General features: G+C 43.0%; 15 protein-coding genes. 1 reads left to right on the plus strand and 14 read right to left on the minus strand.

All coding sequences use genetic code 11. The annotated features are described in order from the left end of the window. Positions 1-48 precede the first annotated feature (48 nt). The 10 genes from N5C46_RS05430 to N5C46_RS05475 all read right to left on the minus strand — a co-directional run bounded on the left by N5C46_RS05430 (position 49) and on the right by N5C46_RS05475 (position 10,655). Positions 49-2,241: a penicillin-binding protein gene (locus tag N5C46_RS05430; protein WP_261751220.1), complete on the minus strand. Its 2,193-nt coding sequence runs from the start codon at positions 2,239-2,241 to the stop codon at positions 49-51. Then, positions 2,241-2,609 carry a cell division protein FtsL gene (gene ftsL, locus N5C46_RS05435; RefSeq protein ID WP_261751221.1) on the minus strand — a complete coding sequence of 123 codons (369 nt, stop codon included), beginning with the start codon at positions 2,607-2,609 and terminating at the stop codon, positions 2,241-2,243. The genes N5C46_RS05430 and ftsL overlap by 1 nt, the downstream gene beginning before the upstream one ends. A gap of 25 nt (positions 2,610-2,634) precedes the next feature. Further along, positions 2,635-3,570 carry a 16S rRNA (cytosine(1402)-N(4))-methyltransferase RsmH gene (gene rsmH, locus N5C46_RS05440; RefSeq protein WP_261751222.1) on the minus strand — a complete coding sequence of 312 codons (936 nt, stop codon included), beginning with the start codon at positions 3,568-3,570 and terminating at the stop codon, positions 2,635-2,637. Between the two features lie 38 nt (positions 3,571-3,608). After that, positions 3,609-4,040, minus strand: a complete 432-nt coding sequence (mraZ, locus tag N5C46_RS05445) for a division/cell wall cluster transcriptional repressor MraZ (protein ID WP_034755875.1) — start codon at positions 4,038-4,040, stop codon at positions 3,609-3,611. A 219-nt stretch (positions 4,041-4,259) separates the two neighbouring features. Further along, the gene (bshC, locus tag N5C46_RS05450) at positions 4,260-5,879 is read right to left on the minus strand and encodes a bacillithiol biosynthesis cysteine-adding enzyme BshC (protein ID WP_261751223.1); all 1,620 of its coding nucleotides are present in this window, start codon (positions 5,877-5,879) and stop codon (positions 4,260-4,262) included. Positions 5,880-5,967: 88 nt separating this feature from the next. Next, positions 5,968-6,354: a DUF3397 domain-containing protein gene (locus N5C46_RS05455; protein WP_261751224.1), complete on the minus strand. Its 387-nt coding sequence runs from the start codon at positions 6,352-6,354 to the stop codon at positions 5,968-5,970. A gap of 1 nt (position 6,355) precedes the next feature. Further along, complete coding sequence (locus N5C46_RS05460) at positions 6,356-7,252, minus strand: ketopantoate reductase family protein (protein WP_261751225.1); 897 nt, start codon at positions 7,250-7,252, stop codon at positions 6,356-6,358. Between the two features lie 139 nt (positions 7,253-7,391). Continuing rightward, a complete protein-coding gene (locus tag N5C46_RS05465) occupies positions 7,392-8,933 on the minus strand; it encodes an acyl-CoA carboxylase subunit beta (protein ID WP_034755884.1) in 1,542 nt (513 codons plus the stop codon). Between the two features lie 94 nt (positions 8,934-9,027). Continuing rightward, a complete protein-coding gene (locus tag N5C46_RS05470) occupies positions 9,028-9,243 on the minus strand; it encodes a biotin/lipoyl-binding carrier protein (RefSeq protein WP_034755887.1) in 216 nt (71 codons plus the stop codon). Between the two features lie 62 nt (positions 9,244-9,305). Next, positions 9,306-10,655 carry an acetyl-CoA carboxylase biotin carboxylase subunit gene (locus tag N5C46_RS05475; RefSeq protein WP_261751226.1) on the minus strand — a complete coding sequence of 450 codons (1,350 nt, stop codon included), beginning with the start codon at positions 10,653-10,655 and terminating at the stop codon, positions 9,306-9,308. 232 nt (positions 10,656-10,887) lie between these two features. On the opposite strand from N5C46_RS05475, the gene N5C46_RS05480 reads away from it, so the two are divergent. Then, positions 10,888-11,364 (plus strand): N-acetyltransferase, encoded by a 477-nt coding sequence (locus N5C46_RS05480; RefSeq protein WP_034755893.1) that lies wholly within the window; start codon positions 10,888-10,890, stop codon positions 11,362-11,364. Positions 11,365-11,412: 48 nt separating this feature from the next. Here N5C46_RS05480 and N5C46_RS05485 read toward each other — a convergent pair whose 3' ends face one another. The 4 genes from N5C46_RS05485 to N5C46_RS05500 form a co-directional block, all read right to left on the minus strand. Next, positions 11,413-12,024, minus strand: coding sequence for an RsfA family transcriptional regulator (locus tag N5C46_RS05485; RefSeq protein ID WP_261751227.1), 612 nt, complete (start codon positions 12,022-12,024; stop codon positions 11,413-11,415). A 127-nt stretch (positions 12,025-12,151) separates the two neighbouring features. Continuing rightward, entirely contained in the window at positions 12,152-12,910 is a 759-nt protein-coding gene (locus tag N5C46_RS05490; RefSeq protein WP_261751228.1) for an enoyl-CoA hydratase/isomerase family protein, read from the minus strand. Between the two features lie 130 nt (positions 12,911-13,040). After that, positions 13,041-13,214 carry a 50S ribosomal protein L32 gene (gene rpmF / locus N5C46_RS05495; protein ID WP_034755898.1) on the minus strand — a complete coding sequence of 58 codons (174 nt, stop codon included), beginning with the start codon at positions 13,212-13,214 and terminating at the stop codon, positions 13,041-13,043. Between the two features lie 64 nt (positions 13,215-13,278). After that, positions 13,279-13,821: a YceD family protein gene (locus N5C46_RS05500; protein WP_261751229.1), complete on the minus strand. Its 543-nt coding sequence runs from the start codon at positions 13,819-13,821 to the stop codon at positions 13,279-13,281. Positions 13,822-14,020: the final 199 nt, after the last annotated feature.

Consider the following 14,020-nt stretch of genomic DNA (forward strand, 5'->3'; position numbering starts at 1 on the left):
TGGATGGATAAAAAGGGATGACTCCGATAATTGAGTCATCCCTTTTTGTTAATTCAGCTGTTCTTCTTCTTTTTCTTTCGGTGCCGCCGCTTCTTCAGGGGTCTTGAAGTTGACGACGAGTGGCTCATCTTTCTTGACCTTTATCCCAGGCTGTATATTCTGGCTGAAAGCATATCCATTTCCAACCATATTAATCTTCAGACCGGCGATATTGGCTACCTTAAAGACATCCCTTACAGACCACCCCTTCATATCGGGTATGGTAATATCTCCATCGGTTTTGATCACGACTCTTTCCCCTTCAAGAGTGGCATTTCCGCCTTGAGGAAGCTGTTTGACCACTTGTGAACCATTTCCGACCACAACTGGAGTCACCCCTGCTTTTTCCAGTTCTTTTTTTGCTTCTTCCACGCTCATGTCCCTCGTTTCAGGGAGTGATTGTTTCTTCAGGCTCACTTTTTCCTGAGGTTTGATGTTCAGGTACTTTAAGCTGTTTTGCATGACGGGATTGAAGACCGCAGAGACCGGATCCGATCCGATTTCAGTCGGTTCGAGTTCAGGCTGTTGGACCCCGACATACACGATTAACTGAGGGTCGTCGATAGGGGCCATACCCATAAAGGAGAAAAGATAATTTTCCTTTCCGACCATATAACGGCCATTCGATGGATCAGGTATCTGACCCGAACCGGATTTACCGCCGACACGATATCCTTCTATCGCAAACTTCTGTCCTGTACCATGTTCAGATGTGACAGTCGTCTCCAGGTATTCCCTCGTCTTAATCGCTGTTTCCTTTGTGATGGGGCTTCCTGAAACTTCAGGCTTCGTCTCTTTGATGACTTTTTTTGTATTGGGATCGACGATCTTTGAAATGACATAAGGCTTCATCATTTTCCCATCATTGGCAATCGCCGACTCCGCCTGAATCATTTGAAGCGGTGTGACGGTCGTACCTTGACCGAAAATGGTCGTGTATTTTTCAATCGGGTAATGATACAAGATCGAACCCGATGCCTCATTTGGCAGTCCTACGTCTGTCGCTTCACCAAATCCAAAATCATGTAAATAGTTTTCATATTTCTTGAATCCGATTTTATCCAATAGGTTGGCAAATGCAACATTGGAAGATCTTTGAACGCCTTCAAGGAAGGTAATTGTTCCCCAACCTTCTCCTCCATTGTGATCCCGGATCGGGTTTGGAACATTTTCCACATAATACTTACCAGATTCATAGGTTTCATTCGGATTGAACTTACCTTCATTCACTGCAGCTGCAAGGGAAAAAGACTTCATCGTTGAGCCTGGTTCATACGTATCTTCAACGATGATGTTGGTCCAGTTATCCAGGAGCCCCTCTCTTGTATCCGGGTGGAAGGTAGGCCTTTGGCTCATGGCAAGAATCTTCCCTGTTTTCGGGTCGGATACGATCGCAAACATTTTCTTGGGCTTGTATTTTTTTTGGACTTCATTCATTGCTTCTTCCAGGAAGGTTTGGATCTTCTTATCGATGGTCAGGTATAGGTCATCCCCATCTTCAGGCGGTGTAACATGTTCGTCTGAATTCGGCAGGAGATAGCCCCACACATCACTCTTATAAGAAACAGACCCATCCTTGCCTTTCAATACATCATTGAAACTTGCTTCCACTCCCATTTTACCCACGGTCGTAGAATCCCCTTCGTCGTCGGTTTTTTTCTGAGCAAACCCGATAAGATGGGAGGCGAAGGAGCCGTTAGGATAAAATCGCTTCGCTTCCTTCCTGAATGTAACGCCGGGGATATCTTCTTCTTTAATGTCGAGCATCATCTGATGGGATAAATCTCTTCCTGCAGCACCGAATTCAACTTGATAGGGACCTTTTTTGTTTAAGCGGTCATAAATGTCACTTTCCTTCATATCAAGATACTTTGCGAGGACTTTGGCCGTTTTTTCAGGGTCTGTCACATGCTTGGGTTTCTTTGGATCACTGGTGATACTTGGATCTAATATCGCAACCAGTGTATAGGCGGATGTATCCTCTGCGATGACTTCCCCTTTCCCGTCAAAGATGGTTCCTCTATGTGCTTCTAAGATATGACTTTTAATATATTTTTTTGCCGCTTGTGATGCCAGGACCTTCCCTTCCGCTTCTCCCGTGACCTGAATGGTGACGAAGCGGACCATTAATACAAAAAAGAGCAAGCCGAAAATCCCGAAAAGGATGGCTGCCCCTATGTTCATACTTGGCCTTTTTTTCATTATTGTTCAACAACCTTAACGTTCTTTTCTTTCAAGTTAAGTCCAAGTTCCTTTGCTTTTTCGAGAATACGCTCATACGTACTTAGTTCACTTACTTGAAGTTTCAGGTCAGTGTTCGCCTTTTCCTGCTTTTCAATGGTCGTTTCTACGTGCTGTACCTCTTTGTTGACATCATAGATGGCTGCCTGGGTCGAAACAATTTGAACCGCCAGGATACAAAATACCATTGCGAAGACGGCCACAAGGATCTTCTCACCCGGTGTGACAACGGACCTTCTTTCTTCATTCAGACGCTTGGGTTTGGCTTGAACGGACTGATAGGATTTCTCAACATTTTGCTGCTCATACTTTCTCGCTAAGTTACTCAAAATTCTCCCTCCTGTTTCCTTCTTTTTATATATTTTTTTCTGCGATTCTCAATTTAGCCGACCTGGCTCGATTATTTTCTTCCAACTCTTCTTTGCTCGGCAGGATCGGTTTTCTCGTTACAAGTTTAAGTTCTGCTTCATATCCTTCCGGGATAATGGGTAATCCCGGTGGCAGGTCCGGCCCTGATGCTTTTTCTTTGAACATCGTTTTACAAATCCGGTCTTCTAAAGAATGGAACGTAATGACACTCACTCTTCCACCCTTATGCAGAAGGCCTATGGCTTGTTCCAACGAATCCTCGAAGGCCCCAAGCTCATCGTTGACGGCAATTCGGATCGCTTGAAAGACCCTTTTGGCAGGATGACCACCCTTTCGTCTTGCAGGTGCCGGAATCCCTTCCTTGATCAGTTCTACCAATTCACCTGTCGTTTCGATTGCTTTCACTTCGCGTGCCGCTTCAATCTTCCTTGCAATCTGCTTCGAAAATTTTTCTTCACCATACCGGTAAAAGATTCGGACCAGATCTTCAAACGACCAATGGTTGACGACATCATAAGCACTTACTTCGCCTTGTAAGTCCATTCTCATATCCAGAGGCGCATCGTGGTGATAACTAAAGCCCCTTTCTGGAGTATCCAGCTGAGGAGATGACACACCCAGATCGTAAAGAATCCCATCCACACTATGTACTCCGAGATGTTCAAGTTCTTCCTTGATATGCCGGAAATTTGATTGAACGAATGTCACCCTGTCCTGATAAGCTGCAAGCTTTTCTTTCGCATGGTTGATGGCCGTTTCATCCTGATCGAAGCAATAAAGATGCCCCTCGGACGAAAGCTTTCCGGCCAGGTACTCACTATGACCCGCCCCGCCTAACGTACAATCCACATAGACTCCATCTTCCTTGATAGCCAGTCCATCTACGGTTTCTTTCAATAATACAGTTGTATGTTTAAACATGTTGACTTCACCTTTCCAATCGAACGTTTTGTGGTGGGCTATATATCAAACCCCACCATATTCTCTGCAAGCTCAGCAAATGAATCTTCAGACTGTGTGAAATAGTCTTCCCATAATGATTTACTCCAAATCTCAATTCGATTGGAAACTCCTAAAATAATGCATTCTTTATCCAATTGTGCATAATTCACAAGTGTAGCAGGAATATTCACCCTTCCCGTTTTATCCAGTTCACTCTCGGTTGCCCCCGAGAAGAAAAATCGAGTGAAGGCACGGGCATCTTTTTTCGTAAGCGGCAGGGCTTTAAGCTTTTCCTCAAGGGATCGCCATTCATCCATGGGGTAACCAAATAAGCACTGATCAAGTCCACGGGTGATGACAAATGAATCCCCGAGATGATCACGGAACTTGGCAGGTACGATTAAACGGCCTTTATTATCAATGTTATGTTGATATTCGCCCATGAACATATGCACTGCCCCCACTTTCTAACACAAATGTACCACATCCCCCCACTTTTCTCCACTCTTTTCTATATTCTTTCCCAGCAAAATATTTCCTCTATTTTTCATTAGTGTTTTTCCTGCTTTTAAAGACAAATTTCCAAGGTTGAATTTTGTCTTTAAACAACAGAAAAAGGACCAAATTCGCATATCAAAACGAATTTGGTCCTTTTTTATATTGACTGATCAGATATAGATCACTTTATGAGTGCCATCAAAGGAATAATCCAGAGAGGTCAAGTCCCTTATGAAAGTGGGGCCGTATTTGTTCAGGAAGTAGAGGACATTCCACGTTCTTTCCTGTGGTCCTTCATTTGGTCTGATACTGTTTTCCACTTTCGTGAATTGGGTGAAGATCAAGGAGTGCTTATCTTTTAACGCTTTGTCAATTTTTTTTCTTAAATAATCGAACTGACCATGGTGGAATTCAAGATTCTTATCAAGGATCGGATTTAACCCTTGATCGATCGAGACGGCCAGTTTACGGATTTCCTCATATCGGCGGTCGAGTTCATCCTGAATGCTTTTCATTTCCTTTTCTATCCCTGGACGCTCAAGAGATTTCCAAAAGGCATCCCTGGCAGTTGTTACCCCTTCTGTAATCACTCCGTGAAGGGATAGTTGGAGGTCTTGGATCCTTTTATTTATCTCCCTTTCCACTATGGTGATATTTAATCGCGGCACGACGGGAGGCATCTTCAAGTCTACATATTCAAACGCTCTTTTCAATTCTCCCCAGTAGGCTATTTCACCGGGTCCCGCGATAAACGCCAGGTTCGGGAATAACCATTCCTGCATCATCGGCCTTGTGACGACATTATTGCTGAATGATTCAGGGCTTTTCTCCAAAATGGATAATAACTCAACGGAAGAGTATGTGTTTCCGCTATTTTTTTCAAAAAACGTATCCCCATCCCGATCTAACAACGCCCTCTCATTCTGAATCTGAAGAAAAAGATTGGCGGCAGTGGGAGAGATCTCCAGCTGAGTATGAAAACCACTTTCTCGTATGTCACGCTGTTGCAGAAGGACCGCATCCGTAATCGACTGGCTGTTTTCAATCAGATGACGAAAGTGTGCCGCTTCCAGCTTTCTTAGCGGAGGGTGGGAGGAATCGATGACCAGTAATCCGAAATCCTTGAATAGACTCATGACGATATGGGCAAAGAAGCGGACGATCGACTCTTCCTCATCGATCATCTGATGAAGCTCCACCGAAAGCTGTTTTGAATGTTCCGTTTCGCCTAAAGCGACGAGAATGTCATCAAGCCATTTCTTCATCACTGAGTTGGAATACGTTATATGAGAGGTCATCTTTTTGTCCAATACTCTCTCGGGATACCCCACCTTTTCAAGCTTTGATCCTTTTTCAACGTATATATGATTTACTTCCTGATAATCGTGATCTTCACCTGCTATCCAAAAAACCGGTACAACCGGGTGCCCCAACCGCGCTTCCTGCTGCCTGGCCAATTGGATGACTGAAATGATTTTATGTATGGTATAAAGAGGACCTGTCAAAAGACCAGCCTGTTGACCCGCCACGACGGTAACCGCATTATCCCTCAGTTTCTCAAGTGCCTCTTCTACTTTGTCGGAAGAAGGCAGGCCTTTCATATAGGAAGAGATACATTCTGAGAGACCCTCCCTAGGGAAAGTACGTGACCCTAAATCCTCCATCCGTTCCTCGTAAACGGCTGGTTTATTGATATTATAATGAAAAAAAGAAGTGACAGGCTCTTCTTGTTTTAAATATTTAGACGCAAATTGATTTATTGCTGGAATGTTTAAGCTTTCCAATTCCATATGAATTACTCCTTTTCTAGCTCTTGATATCCTAACGATGAGTATATCATTCCACATAAGGAAAAGGAAAAAACTTGCCTGCTGAATTTTAATACAGTTCCAGGATTCGGAGGACGAGGCCCGTGATCATCAATGTGATATAGGCAGTAAAAAACAAAAGGAAGTTCACCCGCCAGAATCCTCTGAGCACTTTTGGGTAGTCGATCTCCCCCTTGGCTTTCCAATACATGACGGCAAACAGCACGCCGATTGAACAGATCACAATAAATATGAGCCACAGATATGATGTCCTCCATATGGCAATGACAATGAAATGAACAGATACAATCAAGAGAAATGTCGTAATATCAATGGCGATATGCACAGCTCTCCGGTGACTCTTTAAAATTTCCTTAGCAAGAATAAAACTGATGAAATACCCCAAAAATGGAATCATAACGAAAATGGCAATGATCGTCGAAAAAATGGAAGCCATTTTATCCCCCCAGACCTTCTCTTTCTATTCCTTTAACTAATTTGTAAAGTAGATTCATGATGGGTACAAAATGGTGTTCTTTTTGGGCTTTGTCCAGAAGGACGCCAATGATCGATTCAATTTCCGTCCTTCTTTGTGATTCTATGTCTTTTAACATGGAAGATCTGTTTTGATATGTATTCCGGCAGATATCGACTACTTTTTCGAAGGAAATATTTCCTTTCATTTGAGGAAATAAGAGAAGCATCTCGTTGAATAAATCCTTCTGTAATTTATGGAAATATGGGTTTTCAACAAGCTTACCGTTCGTCACACCCGTTAAAGCTGTGAGCGGGTTGATTGATACATTGACGAATAACTTAGTCAGAAGCATTTTCTCGAAGTCTTTCCGGATTGAAAACCGGAAGGAATCAGTACTCTTTAATACTATTTCTTCTATCACATGCCAATTCCCTCTAATTAACGCAATATTCGTCTCGGCTTCCCCTAAGTGATGAACGGCGGCGTCATTTTCCTTCATGGCCCCGTGATCCACCGAGCCCGCGATCAGATGCCGATGAGGTAATGATTTCACCCAATCAACATGACCAATTCCATTTTGAACAAACAGAAGGGGCACGTGAGCTCCTAGTTCGACGAGTCCCTGCCTAAGTAACGGGAGATCATATTCCTTTACTGCCACAATCACAACGTCGAATTCCTTCTGCGTTTCGGTTTCTTGTACGGCTCCTACCCTGGTTGTGATGGCCGACCCTTCTTTATAGATGGTTACCCCATTTTCCGATAGTGAACGGACTTGAGACTCCCTCCTGACGATCAGGGTTACATCAAATAACCGGCCCAGATAACCCGCAAATAAGAGGCCGACCGCTCCTCCTCCAATGATTCCAATTTTCATACAAACTCCTTCTTTTTCATCGTTTACGAACATTTTACCAAATTTTTCTGAATGAGAAAACGATTATAGGCAGAAAGAATCAATCCCTTTCGAAAGAAAGGGCCCGTCCCAAAGGAACGAGCCCGGCAATGATATGTCCTTATACAGGATATACTGGATGTTTTCTTTCACTGAACGTGACATCCTTTGTCTCATAAAGCTTATAACGCTGGATCAATACGGATCGTAATTCATTCGGGGCGGTGATTTCATCTACAATTAATTCAGAAGCCAATTTATAAATGTCGATATGCTCTTTATATTCCTTTTGTTTTTCCTGGACATATTGAATTCTTTCTTTCGGATCTTCGATTGCCTGGATCTTGTTGGAATATACGGCATTCACTGCCGCCTCAGGACCCATTACAGCAATTTGGGCAGTAGGAAGGGCAATACAGACATCCGGGTCGAAAGCAGGACCTGCCATGGCATATAAACCTGCTCCATAAGCTTTCCTTACGATCACAGAAATTTTCGTTACCGTTGCCGAACTCATGGCTGCTATCAATTTTGCACCGTGGCGGATAATACCCGCTCTTTCCACCTTGGTCCCGATCATGAATCCAGGTACATCAGCAAGGAACAACAAAGGAATATGGAAAGCATCGCATAATTGAATGAATTTAGCGCCCTTATCCGCGGAATCATGGAAAAGGACTCCACCCTTCACTTTCGGTTGATTGGCAATGATCCCTACTACCTTACCGTCAAGTCGCCCGAAACCTGTAATCAATTCAGGAGCGAATAGCTTTTTCATTTCAAAGAAGCTTCCTTCATCAATCAACGTATCGATGCAATCATACATATTGAATGGAGCATTTTGATGTTCAGGGATGATGTCTTCGAGAAGCTTTTCATGTTTAGGCGCAAGTCCCTCAAGCACCTTGGGCTTCTGTTGATAATTGGCCGGGAAATAACCTAAATACCTTTTCGCTTCTTCAATTGCCTCCTCTTCGGAAGCCGCAAGCAGGTCACCACAACCACTGACCGTACAATGCATTCTTGCACCGCCCATTTCTTCAAGGGTCACTTTCTCCCCAATCACCTTTTCCGCCATCCGAGGCGAGCCAAGATACATGGACGCATTCCCATCCACCATGATGACGATGTCGCAGAATGCAGGAATATATGCTCCTCCGGCTGCTGATGGTCCAAAAAGGACACAAATCTGCGGAACCATCCCGGACATCTTCACTTGGTTATGAAATATTTTGCCTGCCCCCCGACGATTCGGGAACATATCTAACTGATCGGTGATACGTGCGCCTGCAGAGTCCACTAAATAAAAGATAGGCACTTTTAAATTAAGGGCCGTTTCCTGGATCCGGATGATTTTCTCAACCGTCCTCGCACCCCAGGATCCGGCTTTGACCGTGGAATCATTGGCCATGACGCACACAGTCTGTCCCCCTACTTTTCCAATCGCGGTCACTACACCATCAGCCGGCAAATCGTCCGCCTTATTATTGGCAAACATTCCATCTTCCTGATAATCCCCATTATCAAATAATTGTTGCAGGCGATCCCGGACAAACATCTTTTTCTGTTCTTTCAATTTCTCATGATATTTAGGCTGACCACCGGAAGCAATTCTTTCCCTTGTTTCTTCAAGAGTATTGATGATCGTTTTAGATGTTGACATATTATCCCCTCCGTCGTTTTATGTAAAAATACAAGAACGGCTCATAAACAAGCCAGAAACCGCAAACGATTTCTGACTCATTGTCTTACCCGGATTATCCTTCGATTATTAGTAATACATCGCCTTCATTCACGAAGTCCCCTACATTCACTTTAATCTCTGTGACTTTCCCGGCCGCTTCAGCTTCAACAGGAATTTCCATTTTCATAGATTCGAGCATTAGAACAGTATCTCCGCTCGACACCTCTCCACCTTGTTCCACTAATACATTCAGTACCGTCCCTGCCATTGTTGATGTGATTTCCTTCATGATTGATTCCTCCTGTTTGTCTTCTTATGTTTGATTGAGGTGCGGATCATTCCGCACCAACATTACGTACGGTTGGCTGTCAAAAAGTCCTGGAGCCATTTGGTCGTATATGATCCATCTTTAAACCCGTTGTCTTCAAGTATATCCCTGAAGAGACTGACATTGGTTTTGACCCCTTCAACCGTTACCCCCGCAAAGAAAAGCTTTGCCTTCTCGAGCGCATCCTGACGGTCACTCCCCTGGATGATACACTTGGATATCATCGGATCATAGAAGGGGGTCACATTGTTCCCCTTTTCGTATCCGCTGTCAATCCGGACACCTTCACCTTGACCCCATTCCAATTCTGTCAGCTTGCCTGGAGAGGGATAAAACGTCTTTGGATCTTCAGCATATACCCTGAACTCAATTGCATGACCGGCATTTTGGATTTCTTCCTGCCTGCAAAGGGGCAGAGGCTCTCCGCTTGCTACCAGCAGCTGCCATTTCACGAGATCGAGCCCCGTGATCGTTTCAGTGACCGGATGCTCTACTTGCAGGCGGGTATTCATTTCAAGGAAGTAAAAATTCTCCTCTTCATCAACGATAAACTCCACTGTTCCTGCATTCGTATAATTCACTGCTTTTCCAGCCTTTATGGCAGCGGTGAACATCTTCTCCTTCGTTTCTTGAGATAGGCCGGGAGAAGGTGATTCCTCTATCACTTTCTGATTTCTTCGTTGTACGGAACAATTCCGCTCGAATAGATGAACGAGATTTCCATGGTGGTCACCAAAGATTTGCACTTCTACATGTCTCGCATTCTCTATACATTTCTCGAGGAAGACTTCCTCTTTCCCGAAATAGGCTTTAGCACGGTTTTTAGTAGAATCGAAGCTTTGAACGAGCGCTTGCTCATTTTCACAGCGGATCATACCGATCCCGCCGCCACCGCCACTTGCCTTCAGCATCACGGGGTAGCCGATGTCATTCGCCACCTCTTTAGCAGCCTCTATGGTAGCGACTCCTCCGTCGCTTCCCGGCACTACAGGAACAGACGCACCCTGCATCACTCTTCTTGCCTCTACCTTATCTCCCATTTTCTCAATGATGTTATGGGCAGGACCAATAAAAGTAATGCCCTCTTCCGTCACCCTCTTCGCGAAGTCGGCATTTTCCGAGAGCAGGCCGTACCCGGGATGGATTCCATCCACTTTCTCCTTCTTTGCAACATCCAATATATTGTCCACCACTAAGTATGAACGGTTCACTTGTGATTCACCTATGCGGAATGCAACATCCGCTTCTTTCACAAAGGGCATATCCTGATCTGCATCTGAATAAACCGCGACTGTTTGAATGTTTAATTGTTTACATGTTTTGATGATCCTAGAAGCGATTTCTCCCCTGTTTGCAATTAATATCTTCTGCACAATCTCTCCCCTTTCTTCATGGAACACACCTGTTCATAATACGAATTCTACAAAAATCGTCGAAATCCTTCTTCTCCATTGTAAACGTTTTCTTAATTAAGTGCAGAATTTTTTGTTATTTTGTTATATAATAATAATAAATACTCGTTCTAATAGTAAATGAATGGCAAAAGGATATAACATTCTTAATGTAATCAAAGAATCATTTTTCAGCATTTTAGGAGGTCATACTATGGCAGTAAAAGTGGAAAAATTAAAAGTAAACTATAAAACTCTTGAGGAGTTTAAGAAATTTAAAGAATATGGTGTACAGGAATTATCCATGCTTGAGGACCTGCAGGCGAATATCATTGAAAACGATAGCGAATCTCCTTTTTACGGAATTTACTTCGGAGATACTCTGGTTGCCAGAATGAGTCTTTATCAACGCAATGCCCGTTTTGATCAATACTTCGATCCTCCCCAGAATTATCTGGAGCTTTGGAAGCTTGAAGTATTGCCGAAATACCAGAATAAAAGCTACGGTAAAGAATTAGTGGAATTCGCCAAGACCTTTGGATTGCCGATCAAGACAAACTCCCGGATCAAATCTCAAGGATTCTGGGAGAAGATGGGGTTTGAAGCCGTAACATATGAAGTGGAAAGAGATTTAGGTGAAAATCCATATGTATGGTTCCCTGAAGGGGTCAAAGAACAGAAAATCAGTTAATATACGAAAAAGGCTTGCTCAAGTACACTCGAGTCAGCCTTTTTCATTTCATTTATTCAATCTTTGCAGATTACCGTTCTTATCCATCTGAAATTTCACTTTGTCTTCATTTCCTTGGAGCAGGGCCATCTTTCTCGCTTTTTCAAATATGGCTAATAACGATTTATGATCTTCTTCAAGGAGATTGAATTTTTCCTCATACTCTTTCAACTCTTCTTCTGTTTCTTTAAGCTTTTCCTGCAGTTGTGAGATTTGTTCGTGAAGCTGACTGTTTTCATTTCGTACTTTCTCCTCGTTACGGACGGCTTCCTCTGCTTTTTGAAGGTACTGTATCATGCTTCCCATCGAAAATGCTTCCGGAGACTCCGACGCACTTTCTACTGTCGGAATTTCCTGCTTTTCTTCATATGTCTTCTTCGGCGGAGAATGTTTCTTAGATTGCTTTCTCTGTTTCTTTGCCAGTTCGATTCCGGATTTATATTGTTTACGAACAAATGAATTCCATCGAAAGCCGCATGCCGCGGATGTCCTTGATAGTTTTTTTCCTACTTCTTCAAATGCTTGAAGCTGAGTACCACCTTCACGTATATGACGCAATACCACTTCCGCTAACAATACATCTTCATCCTGGCTCCAGGCATCCTGTCTATTTGAAGACATTTCCATCCCCCCTATTTCGTCAGTTTCTCCATACATATGCTCTTACTAGAGAAGATAGAATCAGCATCACTATTTTTAACATATAAAAAAGGAACCGGTTTTCACCTGCTCCTTTTACATTCATGAACTATTTAGATAAAAATTGATCCACTGCTTTGTGGTGCTCATCATGTGCCCACAGTTTGGAGCATTGTTTGATTTCCTCCTGGATATTCTCTTCTATCCTCTTTGTATCCCATCGATTAAGGAGTTGCCGCTTATATGCCTTCAAGACTCCTGCAGATTTAGACGCAATCATTTGAATCAATGGTACTTCATTTACAGGTACCATTTCATCCACCACTTCATCTACAAACCCCATTTCATGAAGTGCTTCTGCCTGTTCCAGACGCGCCGTCATTAAAAGAGACATAGCTTTGGGTACAGGGAGTCTTTCAAGGAGAAGGGTCCCTCCTCCCCATCCGGTGGTGATGGCAAGATTCCCTTGAACGAACCCCATCTTCGCGGTTTTTCTTGCTACTCGGAAATCACACGCAGCAGCGATCTCACATCCCCCTCCTATGGCAGTCCCATTGATGAAGGCAATGGTAGGTTTCGGCAGAAAGGCGAGTCTCGTAAGGAGCCTGCCCATTTTACTAAGCATTTCGTAGCTTTCACCTTCTGTTTTAAGATTGTGAAACTGTGACAAGTCTCCCCCGGAACAAAAAGCACGATCTCCACTTCCGGTTATGAGAAGCGCTTTCACATGATCGTTTTGAGTGCACTCATCCATCACCTTCTGAAGCCCATTCATGATTTCGTAGCTTACTGCGTTTCGTTTATCCGGTCGATCAATGATAAACTCCAATATTCCTTCACTTTTCATATGTAATAAATATTCTCCCACTACAAAAGCCCCCTTTTATCTTACATATAGTGTATGATTTTCACGATCCGTTGAACAGACCTTTTCTGTAGATACGACAAAAAAGCGTGAAGAGCCATGGTCTCTTCACGCTTTTTAGCGGTGTAAGCGATTATTTGCTTACTACTTCTTTTCCTTTATACGTTCCGCACTCTTTACAAACACGGTGTGCTAGTTTCATCTCACCACAGTTTGGGCATGCTACCATACCAGGTACACTTAGTTTGAAGTGTGTACGACGTTGTCTTTTTGCTGTTTTAGAAGTTCTTCTAAAAGGTACTGCCATTCTTCCCACCTCCTTAAAAGAGATTCATACTCATTATGAAGCCAGTCGAGCTGGTACTTCGCTTTTAAGAGTTCTTGTTTTGATCAAGAAGTTTTGCTAAGTCAGCGAGTCGAGGATCTACTTTCTTCTCTTCCTCTTGTTCGACTTCATGAGCCTGTTCTTCGGTCATCACTTCCCAGTTCTTACCGGAAGGCATCTCATCTTGTTCTCTCGCTTCATCACTGATTACCTGCATCGGAATCTCAAGTAACAGCAATTCTCTGATAGCCGGTTTTAAATCAATAACATCACCTTGTATACGATGTACTTCTTCTTCCTCAAACTGATCATAATCAGATTCATTTAGAAGATACGTCTCAATCGTATTGATGTCCACTGGTAAATCGACATCCACAAGGGTTCTTGAGCAAGGAAGGACTAACTTTCCTTCTATATGAAGATGAAAAGTGACACGGTTTGAACCGATATCCGCCTTTCCGGACACCCGAATAGGTGAGACTTCTATAATTTGGGGATCGACTTCTTTCAGTTCGTCCAAATTAATCGTTTCGTCTATGGAAAGTCCCTTGTCTCTGAATTTTTGTAATTGGATTATTGACCATTTCAATGTAATCACCTCAAGGCAACAAAGGTAATTATAGCTTTCATAATACCGTTTGTCAATATTTTTTCTTTACACTCTCTTTAACCATAGTGTTGTAATTATAACGTTTAAATATAAGGACTTTCAAATATTTTATTATATTCGTTATGATTCTTTCAAAAAAGGGGAGAATCTATATCATTTCCTTATATAATGAAGTTGA

It is taken from the genome of Rossellomorea vietnamensis (assembly GCF_025398035.1).
Taxonomy (GTDB): Bacteria; Bacillota; Bacilli; order Bacillales; family Bacillaceae_B; genus Rossellomorea; species Rossellomorea vietnamensis_B.